We start from the raw sequence: 25,925 nt of genomic DNA, 5'->3' as shown, positions 1-25,925 counted from the left end.
AACGTGGAAAACGGGGCGGTCCCCGCAAAACAAAGCAGTTCGAGATGCAAGCTCAAAAAAAAGGGCCGACAATAAAAAACCCGACCTCATTGCTGACGCCGGGCGGAGAGTCAAACGCAATCGCGTGTCAGGACTGGCGATGGGCCATCATCCGTAGTGCGCTTTGGCGACATTGAATATGACCCATTGCGCATCCTGTCCGGTGGCCAGCGGCAGGTTCAGTGTGTTGCGGTCTGTTTCCGAGTACCGCGTGGCCTGATTCAGCGGCACCCATCCGTCCCGGTCCGACCAAAAGCCTGAGCCATCGGCGGCGGCCGACTCGTTGGCCGAATAGATCACGTAGCCGCTCTTGACGTCCCGGGCAAGCTTCCAGATTTCAGCCGTATCGGCTTGCCTCCAGTGCCGCTCTTCGCCGCCGGCGTGGTAATAGAGCATCTCGGCAGTTTGCAGACCAATCTCATCCAGCGTGAGCTCCGCGTCGTCGTCCGGACGGTACCCGACATTCGACTCGTACCAGGCGTTCATCTGCTCCCGGCTCAAGGTAGATACGTGGTCGATGACAACCTTCGGCATGGCGCTGGCGTAGTTCTCCAGAAGCGCGAGAATGTCCGCATAGTCGTTGGACTGGATCACCGGCGTGATGTAGTCCATGTGCGCATCGTGCAGATGCAGGCTGAATCGCGGCAGGGTTGGCGTGTCCCGGTCTTCCGGACGGGCATAGTCGACGAACAGCTGCAGGTAGTGGCCGTTGCCTTTCTCGACGCGCCAGCTCGGGCAGGCATTGTTGTGCCAGGACACGTCCACGAAGCCGCCAGGGATCTGGACGTCGAGTACGCCGAAGTTCGGGAACTCTCGCTGGTACAGGGGCGGCTGTTGGGTTTCTTCGCCGGACTCGGCATGTTCCCGCGCTTTTGCCTCGATGGCGCGGGTGGACAGACGAAACGCCGCCTCCCCTGCCTGCGCATTGTCGTCGGAAACATCGACGATGGACGATCCGTCAGTGCTTCGCACGTACAGGGAAAGATGACCGTCATCGTCCAGCGACAGCGTGACGTGATAGGCACCGATTGAAACGTGTTCGGTTTTCATGTGATTCTCCAATTGGAATGGTTGCGCCGGTCCGGGTGGACGGGCGGTGCATGCATTGCGAATGGAGATGTGGTGGAACGGAAAAGAAAATCCCCGGCGCGCATGGCGACCGGGGATTGGGTATCAATGACTCGAAGGCGGTGAAGCGACTGCCCGCCTGAGTGTCCAGCTAAAGACATGGTTGCCGGGATGCTTCACCCGCCGAAAGCCGCCCTCCTCCAATGCCCGTGCCACGTAGCCGGCACCATCCTCGAAAGGGAGCCTGCCGGGGGCGCCCATGGCCTGAAGCTGGCGTATCGCGTATTCGACACCGCTTTCGCCCAGCCGAATCTTGCTCAAGGCCCGCTCGGACACGGTCCGGCCGTCTTTGGCGACGATCAGGGTTCGGGCGGACGACCTGCCGTGATAATGGCCGGAAAGCGCACGATAGACGATCCCGGCATGGCCGGGGAAGACCTTGCTGCCGTCTTGCGCATATCGCGCCATGGGATCGGAATAGGACAGCACGCCAGCGATCTGTGGCAAACGCGCGCGCAACAAACGAAAGGCACGGCTAACGAACCAGCTTTCTGCATTGAAGCCGAGCAGTGGATCGTCCAACAACACCAGGCGGCCAAGCTCAACGCCCTGCCCGGCTTCCACCCCGAGATACTTGGGGACCGCGGCGTTCTGCATTGGTACGCTGAACACGGCGACACCGCCGAGGTATTCGTCACCACAGACTGGCTTCACGAACAGGCCCACCCGGAACCGGGCTGCCGGATAGCTGCCCGAGTAATGATGGCCTAGCACGAACGGCTTGGCGATCGCTTCTGGGATCTCGGTCACCTCCACGCGCGACGGGTCGAATCGGACTGCCGGCGGGACGAATCTGCTCTGGTGCTGGCGCCAGCGCTGTGATCCGGCCTCGCCGGTCAGCCACTCTAAAGACATTTGCTGCATCATGCTCTCCTTGAAAAATGGGCAAAGTGGACGAGATGCATCGGAAAACAAAACGCGTTCGCAACGGACATGAAAAAGCCCCGCATTTGCGGGGCTGGGTAGGATCTGTATGGTTAAACGCGGTGCCGGGCGATTGCCTCATCAGTCATGCGGCGCGCTTTGTCGATGGCGTCGTCGGGGGCTTCGGCCATGATGCGGATCGCGATCTCCTCGCCCGCGGTCCAGAACGTAACTAGGTGCGGGACACGGGGCTGCAGATCCGTCTCCGGCGTGTTGGGCTGCGCCACGCAGGCATGAAAGCCGGTACGATCAGCCATGCTGCACCTCTGAAACGCCCGCCCTGGATTGGTTGGCAAGAACATGGCATTGCTCGGGCAGGTGTCCTTCCGCCTTGGCCTGAGCATATGCCGCTTGCCACGCAAAATACTCGTCCAGTTCGCGCTGCTTGGCGCCGGTCAGCCACTTTTCCAGTCCGGCATAGGTGCCAGCGTTCTGGGAGATATGCCACGCTGCGGCCGTGATCGCATCGTCCCGGCTGGCAAACAGGCTCGCGGCAAAGACAGCTTGGCTGGTTTCATCGTCTTGGTAAAGTTTGTAGCCCCATTCCTGGGCTTGGATGTTGGTTCGGAAAACGAAACCGGTCCAGCCGTGGTGGCGGAACATGAATGGGGTCCAATCGCCTGTGATGAGACGTTCGATTTTGCGTGCGGCGTCCTTCTTGGCTTCGGTCACGTTCCTGCCTGTGCCGTCCATACCGCAATAGGTGATGCTGACTTGTTGTGTCATTGGATTTCCTTTGGTTCAAAACTGGTATGCCCTGCGGGATTGCGGAGCGCTCGGAGATGTAGCGAACACAAAAAGAAAACTCCCTCGCCGGCGGCGAGGGAGCAATAGGTCAAGGTCAACTGGGCGATGGGACGTCGTCCAGCTCGTCAAGCGCGGCAATGACTTCCCAGTGGAGCATCCAGCCAGCATCAGGGATGTAGAAGCTCAACGACGCCTGATGGACAACGACAGCCTTGGCAGCCCAGTTTCGCCATGACGCGAGCGTGCATTGCCTGGTCACCCCTTCATCGCTCGCCGGGCGGCTCGTCTTGATGTAGGTGACGATGTCGTCCTCCACGACATGGACAATCCGATATTGCGCGGCGTTGCCGCCGGCACTGGCCATGAGCTTGTCCAGCCGGGACGGTGTGATCCGCGGATCGCGGGTGTCTCCAGCGCTCGCATTTGCGATCAGCCGGGAGCGCGCGTCTTGAGTCATGCGTCGCATGGCGGTAATCAGCCGCCGTCGCTCAGCGCTCAATCTGGCCATCATCGGCATCCATGATCGAATCCACCAGAACGCGGTCGTAGGGCACGATGATTGGATCGTCGACATCGTGCACGACCACGCCATGCGCATGCAGCAATGCCAGCAGATCCTTGTCCTCCAGGGCGTCATGCCCAAGAAGATCGCCGATGTTCAGATCGTCGTCTGCGCCGGCATAGACAACCTTCCCTGCTTGGCTGGACTGTACCCAAGCAGTGACAGCACGCCGGATGGCGCGGATAGCCTGGTCAGCGTCGTTGTGCAAGGTATCGATGTGCAGCACCGCGAGATTGGTGATTTCCAGCCTGTCCAGTCGGGAAAACGCAATCGACATGGGGCGCCACTGGCCTGTCTGCGCCTCGTCATCCTTGTCTTGCGGTTTTTCCTCTGGCTGCGGCTCCGGCAACTGCAGGTACGGCATCAGCGCCTCAAGGAGCGATCTGCACATATACGTGGGCGTTGCTTGTTCCGGAAACCGGACCAACACCTCGTGATCACCGCCCATGCCCTGTCCACCTTGTTCCAGCGTCACGGATTGACGGGATTTCTCCGTTTCCGCAACCACCTTCAGGTCCAGCCATTGCCATTTGTCCGCGTTCCTGTAGCGAACACGGATACCGTCGGCCCGCAAAGTGCCGTCATCCTGCACGTTCCGAAGCGGGGTGCCGTTCCACAGCGCCAAGTCCAGCAGACAATCCGAGAACTGCAGGAAGGTCGCGTGCAAGGTTTTGACGAGGTCGCCTGCAGACTTGTGCCATGCCTGCTTGCGCGCGGCTTCGTTTTGGCGCTTTTCCCGCTCTTGCTGCACGATTTGGGCAAATACGTCTTTCGACATGGTTTTCTCCTAGATGAGTGCCTGCCACTATTGGCAGAGCAGGAGAAATGTCGAAAAATGAAAAAGGAATCGTTCTTTGGCGGTTAGCTTACAAAAAGCGCGAACAGAATGAACAGGTTCAGCGCCATGCAAGCGCCCGCCATCAATTGCAATCGGGAAATGCCGATCGCCATCTTGTCGATCCTTTTGTCGATGTTTGAAAAAGCATCGGAAAATCGATTCATTGGGATCCTCGTCGTTCAAGCTTTCAGCATAGACCAACTGTGCGGGCGATGTCACCGTTGAACCCCAAAAACAAAACCCGCCTGTCCGAAGACAAGCGGGCATAAGGATCAATACGGCTGCATTTCCAACTGGAAAGAATTTGAATCGAAGTGGTGGCAACAGAGGCTTACGCTGCCGTTTCCATCCAGCGATGTCCACCAGCCAGACGGGGATTCCACCAGCTTTTCCAGCATGACCAGGTGATCCACCGGGCCGCGATGGAAGTCCACGGCGGCGTCGTAGGCGTAGTCATCCGAATAGACGCCGTTGCAGCGCAGGTTCCTGAACTGGTGATTTGCCAATGCGCGCTTGGCATGCGCCATCGTCCATTTCGCCGGCACCTCCCTGAGCGGCTTCAAACGGTCCAGGGCGAAGGGGCTGAAAGTGTTGGTGCCATTGCCCTCGGAGTAATGCAACCTCACTTCGTCGGACACGTCGATCGGCTCGAATCCGTACCGCCCGGCGGCAAAGGAAAGCGTCGACAGGTATTGCGCGATCGTTTCCGGCCGCACGTCGCCGCCCAGTTCCCGGCTGATGTGGTTGTAGGTGGCCACCGGATTATTGAAGCGCGACTCGACGTAGTAACACCGGACGACCGCGCCAGGCTTGAAGGCGTTGTCCAAGAGGCGCACGCGCATCCCGGTGTGACTGTAGTGATAACTCAGGTGCGGGTCTTCGAAATACAGGGTATTGCAGGTACTAAGCAGGTCGGGCGTCGGCTCGCCCTTGCGAACGAAAATGTCCATCTTGGTATCTCCAAAGTAGCAGGCAAGTCGCCTGGCCCGTGGAAATGTGCGGACAAAAAAAATGCCGCCACCCGGATGGGTAGCGGCTTTGGATCAAGCAAACAGTTCTTCAGCGGAGAATAGATCGGTTGGCGGATGATCGGCAACCGGTTCCTCGTCGAGAACGGCAAACAGCGGCATGTCGTCAGCAGCAGTCGAGCGAAGCAGCAGCGTATGCTGAGCTTCCGAAATGCCATTGGCAATCAGGTGCTGATCCAGTTCCGCTGGCGTGACGTTGAGCTTTTCTGCAAGGTGGCGGAAGTACTGCGCCCTTGTCGCCATGTTCTGGTAGACCGCCGACATGCCAGAGGGAAGCCTCAAAAAGCCCTCATTGAGCCAGAACCGCGCCGACTCGAGCGGATCCATCCATTGTGCCTGCTGGTACATCTGCATGTCGAAAGTTGCGGTGACAAACAAGTTGGCATCCATCGGGTCCACCTCCATCTGGTCCGCCTCTTCGAAATACACCATGCGCTCGCCTTGTGTGGATTGCGCATAGGCGCTTGAGCGGTCGGAATGGCGGTAACGATTCCATTTCTCGGCCTCAAACGAGTACAGGCCCCAAGTAGGCACTTCCGCATCAAAGGCGCCAACCTTGTACCACCCATGGACCGGGATTGCCGGCTTGGGAACGGGTGTTTTTGGCGCTGGCATGTGATACCGCCTGCCCAGCGTTCGCACGTTGAACCACTCGCGAATCGCCGGGAAAGCCCCGTCGCAAAAGTGATGCATCGACAGCTGGAAATCGACAGCCACGAGCTTTCGTGGCGTAACGAACTCGAACTGCGGCGAGCACAGTTCTTCATTCTCCGGGGTGCGGGGAATGCGGCCTGCCACGTAATCGGCTTCGTGCTGCTCGGCGCGATCGGCTTCCATGGCATCCAGCGTCAACAGGTAACGAAGCAGCTGGATGCGGTACGCATAGGAATACGTGTCCGGGGAAATACGGATGTATCCCGCGTCGCTGATGGTGCGGCCCACGAGCTCGCGCTTGGACAAATCCCATTGGTTTTCCAGCAGCAGGTTGCGGAAGCGGTTCAGCCCGGCCAGGTGCGCGTACTGCGGCTCCCGGATCATGGACTCCATGCTCTTGTCGCGCTCTCCACTGAGCGTGCACACAGCGCAGCCTGTACGCGCCCCGCAAGCGGCCCGGTTGCCGCCTTCACCCAGGACGATGGTGCAAGTACCTTCGTTCGCGTCCTTGTAGAGCTGGTGAAGGCGGACAAATGTGCGGGCGGGGGCAATTGGCGGAAATGGCGCCGTTCCCTCGTCCATGAACCTGCTGATGCATTCCCACACATCATCCGTGCTCCACGAAGCGATGATCGACAATGACAGGTGGCCGGCATTGTCGCGCACCGGCATGGATTCGCTTTCCTGTCGGTCGCGCATCGCGCGCTCCCTGGCTTCGGACTCGTCAAAGCGCGTACCGATCAAGGTCACGATTTCCCGGTAACCGCGAGCAGCCATGTCCTTGGCCAGCCGGGTGCGCAAGCGAATTTGTGGGGTCAGCTTCCAGTCGGAACTGTTAGGGTTACTACCATCAAAAGTGGTAACAACTCCGATCTTCGACGCATACTCCCGCGCACTATGCTTGTTGTCTACCGGAAAACATTATGGTAGGCTTTTCAACATATGGTGCACCAGTCGAATGTGTAAATAAGTGCTCCATGGGTTAGAAATATCTCTTAAAGCAGTAGTGCTGTTCAGGAGTGCTTTTATGGGTGGTCCGTGGGGTCAGGAGCAGATCGATGCGGCGCGCGAAGTGAAGTTCTCGGCCGTACTGGATTTTCTCGGCGCTTATTACAAAGTCGACGCTGATTATGAGCCGCTTGAGCCCGGACGTAAGAGCCGCCGTGTGCACGTTTCCTATGGCGGACGGGACTTCCGGTTCGTCGTCACAGACGAGAAGTTCGTCAACGAGCTGCTTCCGCCAGAAGCAGCCAACCGCGGTGGCGGAGGCGCAATCGACTTTGCCCGGCATGTCACCGGACTGGGATTCGTGCCGGCAGTGAAGGTCTGCCTGGATGCCCTAACTGCGCGGCAGGAGCGGTAGATGAGCGACACTGTCAATTACGCGGTCCGCACAACGGTGTTCGAGGACGGTGAAAGGATGCCCGTCCTGGTGGATGCTGCCACCGGAATTCCGCTCTACGACCCTTGTGTCTACGCTTGTACCGATATCCGCCCGAACACCGGCTCGTCAGCCACAATCGAGCAGGCGCTGCGCGGCGTCCAGTTTCTCCTGACCTTCATCGGGGAACGGAAGATAGAGTTGGAAGGGCGGTTCGCGTCGGCGCGGTTTCTTGACCTGCACGAGTTGGACGACCTCGTTCGGACAGCCTACCTTCCAATGGACAGCACGCCAACCGGCGGCCGAAATATGGAAGTGGCAGCCCCGAAGGTGATTAGCCTCGATAAGGTGCGCAGTCGTGCTGTTAAGACCAGGAAGGAATCCACGGTCGCTCTCAGCACTGTTGCCATCCGTCTTTACTATGCCGGCGCGTACCTGGAATGGCTGGGGCATCGTGCGGCCCGGCAGGTATGCAAGACGCTTGAGCAAAAGACCGAGTATATGGACCTGTTACGGGAGTTTCTTGGTCGTCTGCGCTCCCGCACGCCGAAGGCGCGAGGGCAATCCAGCCGCCTAAGCCTCACAGCGGAACAGAAGGCCGAACTGCTTCGTGTGGTCGATCCTCGCTGCCCGGACAACCCTTGGGAGGGCGAGTTCGTCCGCGAGCGCAACCGTCTCATCGTCCTGTGGGGACTTGGTACAGGACTGCGGCGGGGCGAGCTGCTTGGTTTGCGAATCAAGCTGCTCAATTTTCGCCGGAATATGGCAGAAATTGTCCGGCGGCCGGACGACAAAAAGGATCCTCGAAAGTACCAACCCAACACCAAGACCCGCGAACGGGGCATCGGCATCAGCGAGGAGTTGGCCTATTTGACCCACGAGCACATCGTCAAGCACCGATCCAGCCTGCGGGGAGCCCGGAAGCATGATTTCCTGTTCGTCGCCGACGATACGGGGCTGCCGCTATCGCTGGCAGCGCTCTCCAAGGTCTTTCGGACGCTACGCGAGCGACACCCAGCAGTAGGCGATGGCTTGAGTTCGCATGTCCTACGGCATACCTGGAACGAAGACTTCTCCGAGGTGGCCGACAAGGCAGGACTGGCGCCGGAGGACGAACGCCGCGCCCGCAACCATGCCATGGGCTGGTCCGACTTCTCGAATAGCTCCGACCACTATCTGAAGCGCCGGACACGACGCCAGGCGACCGAAGCATCCGTGAAGATACAGCAAGCCGTGGTGGGAGAGGCGACGAAGGGAGAGCAGGATGACTAAAGCCATGACCGCGCGTGCTCCCAGTGTACCGCAGGCTGCTGCCCGCACCATCGACGGAATTGAGTTTTATCCATCGGCGCTAAGCTGGAAGATTCCGACTGCGCACGGGGCGGTTTGCTTCAACTTTACCAACTTGCCTGGCGCCTCCCAAGAGTTTTGCCACCAAGCGCGAGATGCATTTGCAGCGTTGCTTTTGGCGAATGCGCCTGAACGGCTCGTGCGCTTGCTGAGCCGGACGCGCGGGATTCTAAAATTTCTCGTAACGACTGATCCCACTCGCGTAATTAACCAGTTGACCGCCGCAGATCTGGAAAACTATGGCGCTTCGTTGCCGAACCATCAACAATATTTCCTTCGCCAAGCGCGCGACATCCTGGTCGAATGGGCAAAGACAGGAATTGGAGGACTGTCTCACGATCTTCTACTCTTGCTCCCGACACTGGAAACCAAACACCACGAGATTGGCGCAGCGGTGCTGACGATGGATCCAACGAGTGGTCCCCTGACGGATATTGAATACGAATCCGTGATAGCGGCGCTTCGGCAAGCGTATGCCTCCGGCGAGATGTCCGTTTCAGATTATGCCATGATGGCCCTTGGCATTTCCCTCGGATGCCGATCGATGCAGCTAGCGATGATGAAGGTGAAGGACTTGAGCATTGGCCGTCGCTCTGACGGATCAAGGATCTATTTGCTTCAAGTTACACGGCTCAAACAAGGCCGAAATATCCGCCCGCGGACGCTGTTCAAGACACGAGAGCTTGCGCCGCCCATTGGTGCGTTGTTGGAGCAGCAGATCGACATTGTGACGAAGTGGGCGGCGAACAATGGGCTTGATCCAGATGAGGCACCTCTATTCCCATCCACGACTAAAGCACTGCACGACAGTCGCGTCGTGCTTACTGGACTTAAAGGACATCACAACGCAAAAAGCGCAAGTTCCAAGATTTCGGAGCTACTCAGCGGTCTTCGTGTAATTTCGGCTCGTACCGGTAAGGAGATGGAACTATTTCAGACCCGGATTCGGCGAACGTTCGGATCACGTGCTGCCGCCGAAGGGTTGCCCGCCGCCGTTATTGCCGAACTGATGGATCATAGCTGGGTTGATTCAAGTCTCGTTTACATCGAGGCCCGTCCCGAAATCATGGAACGCATCGATAAAGCGCTCGCGCTCAAGGTTGCGCCAATCGCACAGGCATTCGCCGGCACTTTGATGACTCGCCCGGAAGACCTGTCTGAAGGTAATGTGCGCATCATCCATCTCGACACCCCAGAACGACTTGAAGCAGTTGGCGGCTGCGGCAAGTTCGACTTCTGCGGGCTGGCAGCGCCTCTTGCCTGTTACACCTGTGCCTATTTTAATCCGTGGCTTGACGGCATCCACGAAGCCCTGCTTGAACGACTTCTGGCTGAGCGAGAGGAACTGCTGACGCTCACCGATATACGTATCGCGTCTGTCAATGACAGGACCGTCCTTGCGGTCGCAGATGTCGTCAATCGCTGCCGCACGGCTGCTGAAAAGGGTGCAGTATGAGCGAGGCCATACCACTTATTCCGCGCGTTAAGTTGGACGCCGAGGGCAATCTCGCCAAGTTCATTGATCACGCCAGAAACGATCTAACCTCATTCGGCGCCAACCTTAATTTCGATACCGACTGGTGGGACGTCACCGACTACTACTCGAAGAAGGGGCACCGAAATTCCAAACAAGGGACGATCACGATCCACTTCTCCCAACGCCTCAAGGAAGGCGGCGCTCCTTTCTGCGACCAGGTCAAGGGCTTTGCCAAGGCGTACATACGCAGCAACTTGGGGAATCGTGCATCCGCATCGTTTACTTTCGCTATAACAGCCTTTCGCGCGCTGAACGAGGCAATTCAGCAGCTTGACGTGCAAAGCCTTGTAGATTGCGACGCATCGGTTTTTAACAAGGCAGCGGAATTTATCAGGGCAAAGACGGATGTAGGGGATAACGAGTCAGCGGGGTATATGCTGGCCAAGATTGCCCGTTATCTTGATGAAAAAGGAATGGTCTACGCCCCTCTTCACAACTGGCACTACCCGCGCATCCGGAAAGCGACGGGTGGCCGAGTCGGGCCGGAGTTCGAGCAGCGCCGACAACAGAAAATGCCAGATCCTGCTGCTTTGGACGGGCTCGCTCAAGCCTTTCATCTCGCTGCGGAGCCCCGCGATGTCTTGATTACATCGGTCGCTGCCATCTTGTGCTCAGCGCCGGAGCGCATCAACGAAGTAATGGTGCTGCCGGAGAACTGCGAAGTTGAGCAGGATGGGAAGGATGGGCGTAAGTATCTTGGCCTACGCTGGGCCGGTTCAAAAGGGGCGGCTGACCATATCAAGTGGATACTTCCTGGAATGACGGACGTCGTCCGTGAGGCGCTTGCCAGAATCAGGCGTATTACGGAACCAGCTCGTGAAATGGCACGATGGTATGAGCAAAACCCTGAAAAACTATTCTTGCCGCCTGAATTGGAGCATTTGAGAGATCAGGACATCATGGTCCTTGATAAAGTTTGGCAAATTGTCAATCTTGCGCCTAATAAGAGAGCAGTGCGAAGCTGGATGCAGAAAGCGGGTATTCCTTTCATCTATATCCCCTTTCAACACCCGATACAGGGTGAAATACAAATAAAAGCCGCTCGTTTTGCTGACATTGAGCGCCATATTGTCAACACGCTGCCGCCGGGGTTCCCGATTTACGACGAGGGTCGAGATCTAAAGTATTCAGAGGCGCTATTAGTCATTCCGGGAGGGTTATTCGGGAATCGGAGTGACGGCGATGGCAGCCGGTGTATGTTTGAGGTCGTGAAATACCATCACATTGGATGCGCCTTGGGCCAAAACAAACTTTCCGGTAGCACGACCGTGTTTCAGCGAGTGGGTATCGACGCCGAGGGGAAGTTGGGCATGCGGAGCCATCAATTCCGCCATTGGCTTAACACCTTGGCGCAAGGCGCCAACCTGTCTCAGGTCGACATTGCCAAGTGGAGTGGCCGCGCGAGCGTCCACCAAAACGTGGCCTATGACCATGTGAGCAGCGAGGAGATCGTCACCAAGCTCCGCGAGGCCGTCGGCGACCATGCCAAGGCCATCGGGCCGCTGGCCGAAATCCCGAAGAACCTGCCGGTCAGCCGCGTCGAGTTCGCTACCATGGCGGTGCCGACCGCGCATGTCACATTGTACGGTTTCTGCATCCATGACTTCACCAGCACCCCCTGCGAAATGTTCCGCAAGTGTCTCGATTGCCGGGAACACGTCTGCATCAAGGGCATACCTGACAAGACGCAGCGCGTCCGGCAGGCGCTGGAAGAAACAAAACAGATGCTCGTCAGGGCGCAGCAGGCAGTCGTAGAGGAGGTCTACGGCGCTGAAGACTGGGTGGCCACGAACCAGGCTGCCGTCAACCGTATGGAGCAGCTGCTGGCCATCCTGACCGATCCTACGGTGGCGGACGGCGCCGTGGTCCAGTTGAGCGCCACGAACACCTATTCCTTGTCCGAAGGGGCGCTGCTGGACCGCATGCACCTCGAAGGCTCCGGTACGCCGACGCTTCCTGGCGCGGCCCCAAGAAAGGCTTTGAGATGATGAAACGTTCGCCCAATCTCACTGCGCAACGGATCGACAAGATCATCGAAATCATCCATGGTTGGGAGGGACGACTGACTTGGCCGGCACTCATCAAGGCCGTGGCCGCGAAAATGCACGCCACTTACACGCGCCAGGCGCTGTTCAAGCAGGAGCGGATCCGGGTGGCTTACGAAACCTACCGGGCGAGCAAACCCGATGCCGTCGGCGGCAGGCCAGTGTCGGCCGCGCTGAAGGCGTCGATGGAGCGTATTCAGCGGCTGGAGCTGGAAAACGCGGGGCTAAAAAAGCGAGAGGCGCTGCTGCTGGAACAGTTCGTCCGATGGGCGTACAACGCCAGTACGCGTGGGCTGACGGAGGCTTTCCTGAACCAAGCGCTGCCGCCGACGAACCGTCAGGGGAACAAGGCGTCCCGGCCGCACAAATGAAAAATGCCAGGTCTTCGCCGTTGCAGCGACTTCCTCACATGGACGGAGTCAAAGCAGTTTGGCAAGTGGGTATAGTCCGCAATGCAGCAAGAAGCGGCCACTGACGATCTTAAGTTGACTGCCGGCAATCGACCCACAACCGACAGTGGGCTTGGCCGAAAGCTGCCTTTCACCTACCTGCTTAAGCCGTTTTCACACGGCCTGAACCCATTTCTGCCATCGCTTTATCCCGCCCCTTGCCATTATCAGTCGTTCGTGGAAGTTGAATCAAAGCGTTTTCATAAGACCTGGCCGGAGACTAGTATTGGCTAGTTACCAGAAGCTAATGATCAGTTTGATCACCATTGATCGAGACAGTAGCCGCCTCCTTCTTTCCTCCTTTCACTAGTTTCCTGAATCCAATTGCAAGCTTGCTGCGTATCTACCTCGGTCTCGCAAAAAGGCGCGGGTGTTATCTTGTCAGGGAGACAACATGAAATCGCTTGGAATGGCGGGGTTGCTGATTTGTGCCCTAGGGGTCGGCACTGCGCCGGCGGCACTGGCGCAGGCAATGCAACCGGACATGGGCAAGCTGCTTGCCACTGGGGGAGTCAGCCAGATCGAGGGCGCTGGCGGAGGCGGCCTCACGCCTTGGGCTCTCATCACCGGCTATGGTACACGTGATAGCTTCGGCGCAAACGCCCATTACACGACGGTACGCACGCAGGACTATGCCCTTGATACCGTGGGCGCCGCGGTCGGATTTGCCGATTGCGTCGAATTTTCAGTGGCGCAGCAGGTTTTCAAGGGTACCGGCGGCGCGCTTGATGGACTCAGGATCAGGCAAAACATACTCGGGGTAAAGCTTCGCGTGGCAGGTGACGCGGTGTACACGCAGGACAGCGGGCTGCCGCAGATCGCTGTCGGTGCCATGTTCAAGCAAAACAACGGCGTCAGTGGGCTGCCTGGCGTAACGAGTGTCAAGCAGCTCGGCGCGATGAAGGAAAGCGGCGTTGACTACTATGTTTCGGCGACCAAGATTCTGCTTGAGCGCAGCCTGGTGCTGAACGGCACGCTGCGCTTCACCAAGGCCAACCAGATGGGCCTGCTCGGCTTCGGCGGGGATAAGAGCGACAAGTACCAGCCCATGCTCGAGACCTCGGCCGCCTACCTCTTCAACCGCAGGCTGGCCGGCGGCGTCGAATACCGGATGAAGCCAAACAACCTCAAGGTCGATAACGAGAAAGATTATTACGACGCATTTCTCGCTTGGTTCCCGAACAAGAATGTCTCCGTCACTGCCGCCTACGCGTGGCTGGGCGATATCACCATCCTTAATCCGCAGCGCCAGAAGGGTTTCTACCTCTCGCTGCAAGTCGGTTTCTGAGGAAGCTAGCATGACACTATTCAAACGCGCGCTGCAATTTTCCCTGCTTGCCTGCTGGTCGGGCTTGCTGGTCATGACTGCACCCGCTGCGCACGCGCAATCCACTGCCGCATCGGACGAAGTTTTCCAGGGGATGGGCGGCAAGCCTGGCATCGAGAAGATCGTTCAGATTTTTCTCCCGATCGTACTGGCCGATGATCGGATCAAGGACAGCTTCAAGGACACGGACATGGAGCGGCTGGGCACCTTGCTGGCCGAGCAGTTTTGCCATCTCGGCGGCGGTCCTTGCAAGTACAGTGGTAAAGACATGAAGACCGCTCATGAAGATTTCATCATCACCAACGCACAATTCAATGCCCTGGCCGAAGACTTGCAGCTCGCCATGGAAGAATACGGCGTGCCGTCGCGCATTCAAAACAAGCTGATTGCCAAGCTCGCCCCGATGCAGCGAGAGGTGGTCACCAAATGACGCGCCCTATGATGCGGTTACTGCTCACCATCCTGGCCGCTTCCGCGGCCGTCGCCATGCTGCCGGCACATGCCGGTGCATTGGCAGCCACGGCAACTGACAAGACCGGCGCGATGATGTCCAACGTGGTGATCTATGCGACGCCGGCCGATGGTGCGGCATTGCCGCCGGCTGCTGCCCATGCCACAGCCAGCATCTCACAGGAAAATCTGCAGTTCACGCCTTATGTCACCGTGGTGCGTACAGGGACCGCGATCCGCTTTCCAAACAATGACAAGATTGAACATCACGTCAAGTCGTTCTCTTCTGCAAAGGAGTTCGAGTACAAGATTTACGATAAGGGTACCCCACCGCCGGTCGTGTTCGATAAGCCGGGCGTGGTGATTGTGTATTGCATGCTGCACGGTTGGATGCGTGCTTACGTGCTGGTGGTGGACACGCCGCATTTCAACAAGACCATGGAAACCGGTATGACTATGCTGGAGGGACTGCCCGACGGAACCTATGAGGTTCGTGCGTGGCATCCCGACATGGGTACAGTGCGGCAGCCATTGCTTCAAAGAGTGAAGATTTCAGGCGGCGTGCCTCAGCCACTCGCATTTGACTTCGACTTTGTGCCGAAAAAGTTAAAAGGGCCGAAATAGTCGCTACACTACCCGTGTCGATCTCGACAATGTTCGCAAAATGCAAGCAGTAGAATCCGCCTCTCTTGTCCCGTCTTCCATAAAACGGACGGCGGTTCCGAAGATTTTTGAAAATCAAACCAACGCAAAAGGTAGAGCAGAGATGTCTACAACCTGCTCATGTCCGCTTTACTTTAATTGAATATCCTAATGTAGTCTTCCGCAAGTGCTAGCGGATTGTAGCGTAGGGCATCAAAGTAAGTACCTCTTAGTATCAGGGTCGCACAAACAAAGTTTTTTTACAAATTATTACTATAGGAAAATAAAATGTGCGCTTCTGCCTTGCCGGGGAACGCCTTGTCTTCCACTTCCTTTACTTCCCTTCTCGACGCAATCATACAAACATCTCATGATGCGTTTGTGGCCATTAACGCCAACGGCGAGGTGACGCACTGGAATGCAATGGCCGAGCGCATCTTCGGCTGGCGGCACGCGGAGGCATTTGGCAAACCGTTGGGCGACCTGATTGTTCCAGCTGATCAGCGCCAGGCACACGAGGCTGGAATGGCACGGTACCAAGCCACTGGGCATGGGGTTGTAGTGAACAATCGAGCCAAGATGACCGCGCAACGCCGCAATGGCGAACTGTTTCCCGTTGAAATGACAGTTTCGACGACGATGGAGAGTGGTCAGCGAGTGTTCTTCGCGTTCATCCATGACATGTCCAGGCAACAGCGGACGGAATTCGAATTGCGTCAACTTGCATCCACCGACTTCCTGACGCAGATGCCTAACCGCCTGCTTTTCAACGAGCGACTACATGAAGCTATGGCACGCGCCAAGCGCACGCGAAAACCTATGGCCGTATTTTTTATGGATATCGACCACTTCAAGATGGTCAACGATACGCTCGGGCATGAGGGCGGTGATGCCATCCTCAGGGAGTTCGCAAGGCGCTTGCGGTCAAGCCTACGTGAAGTGGATTTTGCAGCCCGGCTGGGCGGCGACGAATTTGTGGTCGTCGTCGAGGGCATCGACGCAAAAAAAGGGATGTCCACCTTGGCGCAAAAAATCCTCGATAACATGCGCTCACCTTTTGCGCTGGCAACCGGCCAGATAGCCGTCACGACAAGCATCGGAATTTCGTTCTACGAAGGCGACGAATCGGTGGCAGCGGCGCTTGTTAGCCGGGCGGACCAAGCGATGTACCAAGCCAAGCGGTCAGGGCGAAATGCCTTCCGCATCTTTGGTGAAAGTTCGCCTGTGCTTCAACGGCTTGAGCCCACGCCGTTGCCGCTAGTTAAATTCGTGGCCACCACTGCGCGAAGGGAGTTGGAACTCGTCGCATTCATGCAGGAATCACTGCGCTCAATCCGCCAGCACCTGGGCATGGAGGTGGCGTTCGTGTCTCGCTTTATCAACGGAAAGCGCGTTTTCATGTCAATCGACGCGCAGAACGGGGTTACGCCCATCGTGGTCGGCGGATCGGACCCAGTGGAGGATAGCTATTGCGCGCGCGTGGTGGACGGCCGGCTGCCCCAGATCATCCCTGATGCGTTCGATAATACCGAAGCGATGTCACTGCCAGCAACGCAACTGGTGCCAGTGCGCGCTCACCTGAGCGTGCCGATACGCCTGAACAACGGCGAAATTTACGGTACGTACTGTTGCTTCAGTTCAACTCCCGACCAGTCGCTCAATGAGCGCGACCTTGGCGTCATGTATGTCTTTGCCGACATGTTGGCACGACAAATCGAGCGGCATGGTTAAATTTATTGTCATGCCTCTAGCGTCACAGACAGATAGTAGCGCCGGAGGCGCATGTTTAAAGGCGATGTCTTTGGTCTTCCCGGCAACGCACCGGATAACAAGGTTGGCGACGTCTCTGGGAAACGTCATCATTTTTGAGGCCAGCAGGATGTGCTGCCGGTTCGAGTTACCAAAGTTCGAATGAAAAATCACTATTTGCGTGATGGCAGATCAGGTAAGGGTAAGGCACTTAACAAAACAATTCTGCGGTAAATCCTAACTCGGGAAACATTCCGGCCGACTGGTATTGGTTACGCACACAAAAGGCCGAGGTGTGAGCGTTGAACTGACTTTCAATGATGGCTCATCGCTTCGTGAAGTGATGGAGGTGTGCCGAAGAGCGATCCTGAAAAATCGCTATCGCGCTCTTTACTAGAGCTAATTTCATAAACATCTTCGCAGCAAGATCATAAAAAACGCGAGATGAACAAAGCCAGTGAACCGAGTACCGTCATGTTCCTAGCGGGTGAGGACGCTTCGGTATTTGTTAAGCCATGTGAACAGCCGCTCGATCTTCCAACAGCGCTTATAGCGTCGTAACTTGCGACCATCTTGGGTCGGTTTGCGATCGCGGCCAGCGCGGTGTGGTGCAATCAGTTCAATGCCGCTTGCGGCAATCTTGTCATTGAACGGATCACCGTCATAGGCACGATCCCCAACAAGTCGCGATTTATTTCGTGCCTCTGTCGAATCTCTGGTGCACGGTAGTGAAGTGAACCATCTTGAGGGATAGCTACTGGCCGGACGCGGGATTTGCTTGGTTTCAGTTCGCCGGCGGCTTCAAGTCACCTTTTCGACCTTAACAATCTAGTGGCGACAGGCAACGTGCGACTCAGACCGTTCTCCACCCAATCCTGGAAGCCGACATTCGGTTTGATTGCCATCGATCAAGAAAGTCGTCACACCTTGTTCAGATTTTGCGTTTCCCGAATCCAATTTCAAGGCCGCTACGTATCTGTCGTGATGGTGCAGAGCGGCGCGGGTGGGATGTTATCAGGGAGGCAATATGAAGTCCTTCGGAATGGCTGGTGTGGTGGCCTATGCCCTTGTAGCCTGCACTATACCGGCGGCAATTGCACAGGCAATTGAACCGAACATAGGCAAGCTACCTGCCATTGGGCAGCAAGACCAAGGACATTTCGGTCAAGTGACAGTAATGATTGTTTGAAGTAGTTAATGCTGTAAGCGATTGGAAAAATTTTGGAACAAAAATTTTTGAACTTGTTGCTTTGGTTGATCGCGCTAGGGTACCTCGGAGTAATCATGTACGCGTGGGCCATTGGTCGGCAAATGCTAAACTTTCATCACATACGACTTTGCTCACAATCTTTAACGCGCGGAAAGAGTGCGATGCCACGAGCAGGGAAGAAGTCTGCTAGCTCTAATAATTCCTTAACGGCCTTCCAAGATCCAGATGTTGTTTCAACTTATGAACCTTCAGACTTCTTCAACGTAGAAGACAAGGATTCAGGGAGCTCCGGCCTGCTCAAAATTTCTGGTGATGGAAAAGTGGAAATTGACGAGCTGCTTGAGATGCTCGACTTGATTGAAATGTGGCTTGTGGCGAAGCGTCCGGACATTGCGTTGAAATTTCTCGCGCCGTTCGTGAACCTAGAAAGAGTGTCCTCCCCCATTCCTTGGATTGCATTGCTCGAGGTATATGTTGCGTTAAACGACTGTTCAAGTTATGAAATGGTTGCTGAGAGGATATTAAAATGGTTCAACGTCGAAGTTCCGTCTTGGCATGATCGCGCGAAGTGGACTGAATTAGCCTCATTGGGCGACGTGCAACATGTAAGAGAAAAGCTAGCCAATTTATGGGAAACCGAAGAAATTGGCCCCTACTTGGACAGCCTCATCAATGATGAACGTGGGGGTCGTTCCGGGTTTGCGATCGGCATCTTCAAGGATTTGGCCAGACTGCACCGAATTGCTAAAAAACTGGCGCAGGGTGAGCTTGACGATGTAAATGCGGCAAAGGATGCCGATTCTATTCTTTATGCTGATGCAAAACCCGCTATCCCATCAGCAGTGCTCTCTTCCGCTGTGGCTCGCTTTGAAATCAAAGAAGGTGCCACTAATACTGTTTATACGAAAACTGGAAGGGGAGCAGTGAGTCGTATTTCAGCTTCTCATGAAACTGCGATCACTAAGGAATTACTTTCTTCATTTGCAGATGATTTAGATTTAAAACAAGGTTTCTGCTTAAACCAGAAGCAAGTCCCATCGTCCGTATTTGGCCGAAATGTCCGTTTGTGACGAAATATTGGAACGACTGTAATCACGCCCTTTTCAGACCTTCTGCTTCGATGACACAGGAGGCGAAGGAAGCACCCGGCCTGCATGGCCTCTTTCGGTGAAGCCCTGCCGGCCAAATCAAAGTCACACTTCGGTTTGCTCTGCAATTTCCAATGCATCGTCAACTTCGATCCCCAAATACCGCACCGTGCTCTCCAGCTTGGTATGGCCCAGCAGCAGTTGCACGGCCCTGAGATTTTTGGTTCGCCGATAAATCAGTGTTGCCTTCGTCCTTCGCATCGTGTGCGTTCCATAGGCAACCGGGTCCAAGCCAATCGAATCAACCCAAAACTCGACGATGCGCGCGTACTGCCGTGTTGACAGGTGTTCGGAAGTCGTTATCCGGCTAGGAAACAAGAACTGGCCAAAGGTAAGGTGAGCCTTGTCGATCCATGCAGTCAATGTTATTCGGGTTTGTTCGGTGATTTCGAACTGCACGGGACGGTGGGTCTTTTGCTGCAGGACGATGGCGCGATGGCCAATGCGACCACCCTGCGCCACGTCACTGACTGACCTTGAGTTTCACTAGGTCGCACCCTCTAAGCTTGCTGTCGATAGCCAGATTAAATAGAGCCAAGTCGCGTGTGCGCTGCGCAAGTTGCAATCGCGTTCGGATGGCCCAGATTTCCTTAAGCTTCAACGGTGCCTTTTGGCCTACCAGCTTTCCTTTGTTCCAGGGAGTGTGGGTAGAGGTGGAAAGAGCGACAGCGGTATTGACCTTCATAGGATCCTCCATCGTTGAACGGTCGGAATCCTATTCTGCGCGTTATTTCACCCCTGAAACTTTCTCTCCACATGAATGGCGGCTATCTGGCGCTCTCCGGTCAACAAAAAACTTTCCCTGAAGCGTCACTGCCGACCCAAACCCGCCCCCCAGTTCGTCCTTATTGTAGAGAGAATCGAGGCTAGTGCTGCGCTATCAACTGGTTTGACGAGGTGATGGTCAAACTTAGCTGAGTTGCGGCGACAGGCTCATGCCAACCCGCAGTTGCCCCTCAGCTCTTGCTGATTGCGGATAGCAAGGTTGTCAATTTCGACATGTCGACTGGTTTGACGAAGTGATAGTCAAACCCGGCAGCCAAGCTGCTTGCTCGATCACTGTCCTGTCCATATCCAGTGACGGCAACGAGCACAGTCGAGACGTTTTCAGACTGCAGTCGCAGGCGTCGCGCCAATGCGTTACCGTCAATGACCGGCAGTCCGATATCGATCAGGCAGACCTGTGGCCGGTAGAGCTTGGCCCGATCCAATGCTTGATACGGACCGTGCTCTACAAGTACCTCGTGTCCCTTCGCTTCAAGCAACAGCTTCAACATGTCGGCCGCATCGACATTATCGTCGACCACTAATATTCGCAGTAAAGGAGCACATGCCGACTGCGAGGCGCTTTCTGTATGTAGTGTCCCGTCAGGATGCGCCTGTTCACGCAGGCGTGGCAGGGAGATCGAGAATGTACTGCCTTGCCCAAGCCCATCGCTTCGGCAAGTGACTGTGCCACCGTGCAGATCCACCAGGCTTTTCACCAAGGCAAGTCCCAGTCCCAGCCCGCCGGAGGAGCGGTCGGATGTGCGCTCGGCTTGGGCAAAGAGATCGAACGCATGCTGCGCCGTTTCTGGTTTCATTCCGATACCATCATCAGAGATATGGATCAGGACATCCGATTCCTGCACGGAGGTACTTAGGATGATATGGCCGCCTTCGGCCGTGTACTTGGCCGCATTGTTGAGCACATTGGCGAGCACTTGAACCAGGCGTTTTTTGTCCCCCATCACAATGGCTGTCTGCGGTGCCAAGCGGATTGTCAACTCATGTCTACGTGCATGGATTAAGGGACGGATCTGTTCCACAGCATCCGCCACCACATGCTGGATGTCCAGCGCCACCTTATCCAGTTCGATCAGGCCACGGGTGACCCGCGAGACATCAAGCAGGTCGTCGATCAGGCCAGTCATGTGGCTGACCTGCCGTCCAATGATTTCGCTCGTTTTCTGCACCCGATTCTCATCGAGCTTGACCAGTTGCAGCAGCTCGGCGGCCGCGCCAATTGGGGCGAGCGGATTCCTTAGCTCATGCGCCAGCATTGCCAGGAACTCGTCCTTGCGCCGGTCGGCATCTTTTAGCTTTTCCTCGGCCTCTTTGCGACCGGATATGTCCCGGAAGAAGACGGCGAGTCCGTTATCCATGGCGGGATAAACCCTGACTTCAATCCATGCAGTCTTTCCGTTCGGGTAAAAATAATGAAACTCGGTAGATTCGGGAGTACGTGCGTGCATGACACGGCGGTACAGCCGTTCTACGTCGGAGCCAACAAGCTCTGACCAGATCTCCCAATGGTGATATCCGATAACCTGCCGTTCATCCAGGTCACTGAGCAACAGCCCCTCCGCATTGATATACAAGACGATCCAATCCTGGTCGATCATCAAAAAACCCTCTGTCATCGTATCGAAGACAGCTTGGCTGCGGTCGCGCTCGATGCGCAATTCCTCCTCAATGCGCTTGATATGCGAAACATCGGTATTGGTGCCGATCATGCGCAATGGCTTGCCATCGGCGTCACGATCGATAACGGCACCGCGTCCCAGAATCCATACCCAGCTACCATTTTTATGGCGCATACGGTATTGGGCAGAATACTTTTCGGTCTCTCCTGCGGCATGCTTATCCAGTGCGGACAAGGTCTGTGACAGATCGTCGGGGTGAACCAGACGCCTCCAGCCATCGTAACTTTCCTCGACCTCGGTGTCGCCGTAACCGAGCATGGCTTTCCAGGTATGCGAGATTTCCACCTTGCCATTCGGAATATCCCATACCCAGACACCACCTCCGGACGCCTCCAGCGCCAGTTTCCAGCGTTCCTCGACCTGCCGCTCGGCAACACGCGCTTTGTAGGCATCGGTAACATCGTGGCCTTGGGAAAAAACACCGATGACCTTGCCGTTGGCATCATAGAACGGTTGGTACACCAGGTCGACATAGCGCTCGACCATGGGTCCGCCTTCCGTCGGCCTGACATATCCCTTGATGCCCTGACCGACCCATGGCTGGCCAGTCTGGTACACGGCGTCAATCAGCTCTTTAAATCCTTGCTCTAGCAACTCCGGCAGCGCCTCGAATACTGGCTTGCCGAGCAAGTCACGATGACCGACCAATTGATAGTAAGCATCATTGACCATCTCAAACACATGCGATGGCCCCATGGTCACTGCGACGAAGCCTGGACTCTGATTAAACAGGTTGCGCAGATGGCTGCGCTCATCCTTTAGAACCCGCATCATCGCTTCATGCATCTGGGCACGGCCAAAACTGTCCAGACACAAGTCTTTGGCCGCCGGCGGACTGCCAGACGCCAGTTGGGGATCCTGGCTCATGCGATAGAGGTGAGTGACATCGAGCGCGTTCTGGACGACGAAAGCAACCTCGCCATCTTGTCCGAGCACGGGAGTATGCACCGCGCTCCAGTAGCGAGCTTCAAAGCCGTTGCCCTCATCGCGTGACACGGGCACCGCGTAGCGCAGTATCGGCGTGGTATCGGGCGTGCCTGTGGCAATGGCTCGCTCCATCGAAGACTTGACCTGTTTGACGTTCGTGGAAGACGGATCAGCGGGATTTTCCGGGAAGGTGTCGAACACCCATTGCCCGATCAATTGCTCTCTGGTTGTTCCCGTAGCGTTGAGGTACGCGTCGTTGGCTTCAATGATCGTCAATGATTTATCCACGACCAGATGCGGATAAGGACCTGCGCGAAAAAGCGCCTCGTAGTCGGCTTTGTTTTCCATACACCCATACTCGCATGAAATGAGCCAACAGAATCCGCCAGCAGACGGTTCAAGCAAAAAATGCCTGCCGCCTCACTGTCTCGTGAATGAAGATGGGAATGACATGCAAGGCAGGTTTGCGACGAATGAGTTTGGACAATTCGAATCTATCCAGACCAGGAAAATTCGGATCGGAAACGATGAGTGATAGATTGGCTGTTTGAACGTTTGCGTACAGGCCCGTACAGATAGAAAACCCGATTGCTTTTCGGCCAGTGCCTGTGACCTCGACCGATGCTGCAAGTCCGGACGCGTTGAGCATCTTCTAAGAAGCATGTGACTCAACAGGGTTGTCTTAGAATAGGAGTAGATGGGAAGCCATTCCGGCGTTGCACTGTCTGGTCAAGGCAACTAGGACGAGCGATATGGATCTTAATGAAGTTGAGGTGGCGTGGAACTAAGGACTTTTGAAGCTTCTGCGCCGAATTCGTCCATATTCAACGGCTTGACCAAATATTTCGAGATTCCTAACAAGTTGCTTCGGTACATATCCTCTGCCGTCTCTGAAGCACTGAGGATGAATACCGGGATGGCAAATAAAGCCGGAAGAGTCCGTATCTGCTTAAGGACTTCGAAACCATCGAGATCAGGCAGTTTTAGGTCAAGCAAAATGAGGGCAGGATTGCCTGATTTCCTATCGGAATAAATACCCTGGCAAGTCAGGTAGGCCATCGCTTCCACTCCATCGCGCACCAAGTCGACGACATTGATGAAGCCACACGCCTTGAGAACGTTGAGCGTGACGTAAGCCGCGACTTCATCGTCTTCAATGAGCAGGAGATGTTTGGTCATGGCGCGATTATAGCTTGGCCGCAGGGAGTTTCTTGCCGACCAGACTCCAGGAGATCTGTTCGCCATATACAGTCTTTGCAGTGCCGTAGGATCCGACTGTATCGTCGCTGGCGATCTTGTCGAAGACTTCACGAGCCGCATAAAGACTGGAGGCGTAGATAGCAAATTGTCCAAGGAAGTACGGAAGATTATCGTGGCCGGACTGAGGGTGCATGAAACGTTCTCCAAAGCTCGAAGCAAGGAACCGTTTCAGATTCGGGTAGACGATCACTCACATGCGAGGTGTACCGCAGCGACAGTGGCCGGAAATCTGACGTGTTAGGTGGGAGGCGTTATCTGTGGAATCGCATACCGTGCAGACAAACCTGTCTCTAGTACAACCAATACACGGGTAAACCTTTCATGTAAACAAAAATCTACTGAAAGTCGATGCTGGGATTGAAAAGCATCTCAAATGACTGCTATTGGCCGATTGCTGCCTGTCAAGATTTCCCAGCGACAGGCAGCTTTGCGCCAGTTAGCCGACTTTCGAAGGATGAAATTGACGGACAGCAATCGGCCAAAAGCAGACCATTTTTACTCAAATTCAATTTCTGCTGTTCAAACTGATTTGTCATCCGGCCAAGTTTTTCTTATTCCCTAAATTGGCCGCAGTGCTGTTTCATAAACGCAATGTATTCATGAAACGAGCATAATTTTTTGGTGCTGTTCTCTGCGAATATTCAATTAAGGTTGCGAAAATTAAAACTGTCCTTATTCATTCGACGTGCGCTTTCTTGAAAAAAGATTGGTCTAGCAAGCAGCTATTTCCATTCAAATTGTTATTTTGGTACAATCGGTCCAAATTAATGGCATTCCTTCATTCATGGGCAGGCAATTAGAATTTGATCGAGCTGAGGCAGTCGCACTTGCGGTCGAAGCATTTTGGTTTAACGGCTATCAAGCCTTGCCTGCGCTTGAGCTGGCCGATGCTATGGGTGTGGCCAAGTCTTCCCTGTACAACACATTTGGATCCAAAAAGACGTTGTTTCTGGAGGCGCTTGACCACTACGCACAAGCGCAACGCGCCCGTGTCGTCCGGATGACACAAAAAGCAGACATACAATCCGAGCTACGTAGACTGTTGCTCGATGTCGCATGCGATAACAGCGCTGGCCGTGGGTGTCTGCTGGTCAACACGGCGACGGAGCTGGGCATACGTGACTTGGACGTGCAGCACCATGTTAAGGCAGGGTTGAACGGAATGATTCAGGCCTTTGAAGAAGTCATTCGTGCGGGACAGGCCAATGGCGAGATTGGGCCACACATCGTTCCCGCAGAACGCGCTTTTATATTCGTTGCGGGCATTTCCGGGCTGCGCGTGTTGGCCAAAAGCGGTTTTACTGGAAAACAGCTCCAACCCATTATTGAAAATTTGCTGTCTGGCATCGGGGGATAATTTTTTTATCAATTTTGGACGTGTTAGTCCAAAAAGGATGCATTTTCACTCATCATTCATTGTCTAGGAGGCTCTTCATGAATCATGTCGCAAAACTGTCTTTGCCATTGACGAATCTGGACACGGCAGAAGGCCGTACTAAAGAGGTGCTAGAAGCTGGCAAAAAATCTGCAGGCGGCATTCCCAATATGTACGCCGGCATGGCGAACGCACCGGCGCTGCTGGACACCTATTTGCACGGGTACCAGCTTTTTCGCCGTGAATCCGGCTTTACCCCAGCCGAGCAAGAACTGATATTTCTTACCATCGCACGCGCCAATGAATGCAAGTACTGTGTCGCCGCGCACAGCTTCATTGCAGAGGCAGTGTCCAAGACGCCGCAGCAAGCGGTACAAGCTGTACGCTACGATGGCCCGATCGAAGATGCCAAGCTAGCTGCCTTGAGAACATTTACCCAGGTAATGGTCGCGTCTCATGGCAAACCAACCGAAGAACAACTGGCCACGTTCCTGGCTGCTGGGTATTCGGAGAAGAACGCCTTGGAAATTATCTTGGCAATCGCGGTGAAGACGATCAGTAATTATTCCAATCACCTGTTCCACCCCGCGCTTGATGCCAAGTTCGAGGGGCATGCCTGGGCACCCGCAGTCTGAGTCGAAAGAAGTCTTCTGGGTGAATACCAACACCTACAACTGACAGAGCCAAGAT

26 protein-coding genes and 1 pseudogene are annotated in these 25,925 nt (G+C 55.5%); 14 read left to right on the top strand and 13 right to left on the bottom strand.

Annotated features, from left to right (window positions below):
* Window positions 1–147: 147 nt before the first annotated feature.
* The 6 genes from G3574_RS03350 to G3574_RS03325 all read right to left on the bottom strand — a co-directional run bounded on the left by G3574_RS03350 (window position 148) and on the right by G3574_RS03325 (window position 4,178).
* A complete protein-coding gene (locus tag G3574_RS03350) occupies window positions 148–1,089 on the bottom strand; it encodes a hypothetical protein (RefSeq protein ID WP_163960605.1) in 942 nt (313 codons plus the stop codon).
* 123 nt (window positions 1,090–1,212) lie between these two features.
* Window positions 1,213–2,034, bottom strand: coding sequence for a Mom family adenine methylcarbamoylation protein (locus tag G3574_RS03345; protein ID WP_163960604.1), 822 nt, complete (start codon window positions 2,032–2,034; stop codon window positions 1,213–1,215).
* 110 nt (window positions 2,035–2,144) lie between these two features.
* Window positions 2,145–2,348, bottom strand: coding sequence for a hypothetical protein (locus G3574_RS03340; RefSeq protein WP_163960603.1), 204 nt, complete (start codon window positions 2,346–2,348; stop codon window positions 2,145–2,147).
* Window positions 2,341–2,817 (bottom strand): hypothetical protein, encoded by a 477-nt coding sequence (locus G3574_RS03335; RefSeq protein WP_163960602.1) that lies wholly within the window; start codon window positions 2,815–2,817, stop codon window positions 2,341–2,343. Before G3574_RS03335 ends, G3574_RS03340 begins: the two co-directional genes overlap by 8 nt.
* Window positions 2,818–2,932: 115 nt before the next feature.
* Window positions 2,933–3,295: a hypothetical protein gene (locus tag G3574_RS03330; RefSeq protein ID WP_163960601.1), complete on the bottom strand. Its 363-nt coding sequence runs from the start codon at window positions 3,293–3,295 to the stop codon at window positions 2,933–2,935.
* Window positions 3,296–3,326: 31 nt separating this feature from the next.
* Window positions 3,327–4,178, bottom strand: a complete 852-nt coding sequence (locus G3574_RS03325) for a hypothetical protein (RefSeq protein WP_163960600.1) — start codon at window positions 4,176–4,178, stop codon at window positions 3,327–3,329.
* A gap of 47 nt (window positions 4,179–4,225) precedes the next feature.
* Between G3574_RS03325 and G3574_RS03320 the strand changes: the two genes are divergently transcribed.
* On the top strand, window positions 4,226–4,378 hold the full coding sequence (locus G3574_RS03320; RefSeq protein ID WP_163960599.1) for a hypothetical protein: 153 nt from the start codon (window positions 4,226–4,228) through the stop codon (window positions 4,376–4,378).
* 132 nt (window positions 4,379–4,510) lie between these two features.
* Here G3574_RS03320 and G3574_RS03315 read toward each other — a convergent pair whose 3' ends face one another.
* Window positions 4,511–5,188, bottom strand: a complete 678-nt coding sequence (locus tag G3574_RS03315; RefSeq protein ID WP_163960598.1) for a hypothetical protein — start codon at window positions 5,186–5,188, stop codon at window positions 4,511–4,513.
* Between the two features lie 93 nt (window positions 5,189–5,281).
* Window positions 5,282–6,697: an adenine nucleotide alpha hydrolase family protein gene (locus tag G3574_RS03310; protein WP_163960597.1), complete on the bottom strand. Its 1,416-nt coding sequence runs from the start codon at window positions 6,695–6,697 to the stop codon at window positions 5,282–5,284.
* A gap of 250 nt (window positions 6,698–6,947) precedes the next feature.
* On the opposite strand from G3574_RS03310, the gene G3574_RS03305 reads away from it, so the two are divergent.
* The 9 genes from G3574_RS03305 (at window position 6,948) to G3574_RS03265 (ending at window position 16,832) form a co-directional block, all read left to right on the top strand.
* Window positions 6,948–7,283 (top strand): hypothetical protein, encoded by a 336-nt coding sequence (locus G3574_RS03305; RefSeq protein WP_163960596.1) that lies wholly within the window; start codon window positions 6,948–6,950, stop codon window positions 7,281–7,283.
* Window positions 7,284–8,573 (top strand): site-specific integrase, encoded by a 1,290-nt coding sequence (locus G3574_RS03300; RefSeq protein ID WP_163960595.1) that lies wholly within the window; start codon window positions 7,284–7,286, stop codon window positions 8,571–8,573.
* The gene (locus G3574_RS03295) at window positions 8,566–10,107 is read left to right on the top strand and encodes a site-specific integrase (RefSeq protein ID WP_163960594.1); all 1,542 of its coding nucleotides are present in this window, start codon (window positions 8,566–8,568) and stop codon (window positions 10,105–10,107) included. The genes G3574_RS03300 and G3574_RS03295 overlap by 8 nt, the downstream gene beginning before the upstream one ends.
* A complete protein-coding gene (locus G3574_RS03290) occupies window positions 10,104–12,176 on the top strand; it encodes an integrase (protein ID WP_163960593.1) in 2,073 nt (690 codons plus the stop codon). The genes G3574_RS03295 and G3574_RS03290 overlap by 4 nt, the downstream gene beginning before the upstream one ends.
* Window positions 12,173–12,604: a hypothetical protein gene (locus G3574_RS03285; protein WP_163960592.1), complete on the top strand. Its 432-nt coding sequence runs from the start codon at window positions 12,173–12,175 to the stop codon at window positions 12,602–12,604. Before G3574_RS03290 ends, G3574_RS03285 begins: the two co-directional genes overlap by 4 nt.
* Window positions 12,605–13,076: 472 nt before the next feature.
* Window positions 13,077–13,970, top strand: a complete 894-nt coding sequence (locus tag G3574_RS03280; protein ID WP_235952964.1) for a DUF3034 family protein — start codon at window positions 13,077–13,079, stop codon at window positions 13,968–13,970.
* 10 nt (window positions 13,971–13,980) lie between these two features.
* Window positions 13,981–14,439, top strand: coding sequence for a group I truncated hemoglobin (locus G3574_RS03275; protein WP_163960591.1), 459 nt, complete (start codon window positions 13,981–13,983; stop codon window positions 14,437–14,439).
* Between the two features lie 8 nt (window positions 14,440–14,447).
* Window positions 14,448–15,083: a cupredoxin domain-containing protein gene (locus G3574_RS03270; protein ID WP_163960590.1), complete on the top strand. Its 636-nt coding sequence runs from the start codon at window positions 14,448–14,450 to the stop codon at window positions 15,081–15,083.
* 336 nt (window positions 15,084–15,419) lie between these two features.
* Window positions 15,420–16,832, top strand: coding sequence for a sensor domain-containing protein (locus G3574_RS03265; RefSeq protein WP_163960589.1), 1,413 nt, complete (start codon window positions 15,420–15,422; stop codon window positions 16,830–16,832).
* Between the two features lie 498 nt (window positions 16,833–17,330).
* Here G3574_RS03265 and G3574_RS28920 read toward each other — a convergent pair whose 3' ends face one another.
* The gene (locus G3574_RS28920) at window positions 17,331–17,624 is read right to left on the bottom strand and encodes a transposase (RefSeq protein ID WP_163960730.1); all 294 of its coding nucleotides are present in this window, start codon (window positions 17,622–17,624) and stop codon (window positions 17,331–17,333) included.
* A gap of 253 nt (window positions 17,625–17,877) precedes the next feature.
* On the opposite strand from G3574_RS28920, the gene G3574_RS03255 reads away from it, so the two are divergent.
* Both G3574_RS03255 and G3574_RS03250 read left to right on the top strand, forming a co-directional pair.
* Window positions 17,878–18,039: a hypothetical protein gene (locus G3574_RS03255; protein ID WP_163960588.1), complete on the top strand. Its 162-nt coding sequence runs from the start codon at window positions 17,878–17,880 to the stop codon at window positions 18,037–18,039.
* Window positions 18,040–18,134: 95 nt separating this feature from the next.
* Entirely contained in the window at window positions 18,135–19,130 is a 996-nt protein-coding gene (locus tag G3574_RS03250) for a hypothetical protein (protein WP_205609649.1), read from the top strand.
* 123 nt (window positions 19,131–19,253) lie between these two features.
* Here the strand turns inward: G3574_RS03250 and G3574_RS03245 are convergent.
* From G3574_RS03245 to G3574_RS03230, 4 genes and pseudogenes are all read right to left on the bottom strand, one after another.
* Window positions 19,254–19,893, bottom strand: a pseudogene (locus G3574_RS03245) (tyrosine-type recombinase/integrase).
* A 271-nt stretch (window positions 19,894–20,164) separates the two neighbouring features.
* The gene (locus tag G3574_RS03240; protein WP_163960586.1) at window positions 20,165–22,948 is read right to left on the bottom strand and encodes a hybrid sensor histidine kinase/response regulator; all 2,784 of its coding nucleotides are present in this window, start codon (window positions 22,946–22,948) and stop codon (window positions 20,165–20,167) included.
* A 411-nt stretch (window positions 22,949–23,359) separates the two neighbouring features.
* Window positions 23,360–23,779 (bottom strand): response regulator, encoded by a 420-nt coding sequence (locus G3574_RS03235; protein WP_163960585.1) that lies wholly within the window; start codon window positions 23,777–23,779, stop codon window positions 23,360–23,362.
* 7 nt (window positions 23,780–23,786) lie between these two features.
* Complete coding sequence (locus G3574_RS03230) at window positions 23,787–23,993, bottom strand: hypothetical protein (protein ID WP_163960584.1); 207 nt, start codon at window positions 23,991–23,993, stop codon at window positions 23,787–23,789.
* Between the two features lie 651 nt (window positions 23,994–24,644).
* Here G3574_RS03230 and G3574_RS03225 point away from each other — a divergent pair.
* Window positions 24,645–25,217: a TetR/AcrR family transcriptional regulator gene (locus tag G3574_RS03225; protein ID WP_163960583.1), complete on the top strand. Its 573-nt coding sequence runs from the start codon at window positions 24,645–24,647 to the stop codon at window positions 25,215–25,217.
* 77 nt (window positions 25,218–25,294) lie between these two features.
* Complete coding sequence (locus G3574_RS03220) at window positions 25,295–25,870, top strand: carboxymuconolactone decarboxylase family protein (protein WP_163960582.1); 576 nt, start codon at window positions 25,295–25,297, stop codon at window positions 25,868–25,870.
* The last annotated feature ends 55 nt before the right edge of the window (window positions 25,871–25,925 follow it).

The sequence above is a fragment of the Noviherbaspirillum galbum genome (assembly GCF_010974945.1).
Lineage (GTDB): Bacteria > Pseudomonadota > Gammaproteobacteria > Burkholderiales > Burkholderiaceae_D > Noviherbaspirillum > Noviherbaspirillum galbum.
The sequence above is the reverse complement of the archived record's forward strand: the minus strand, read 5'-3'. Positions and strand labels throughout refer to the sequence as shown.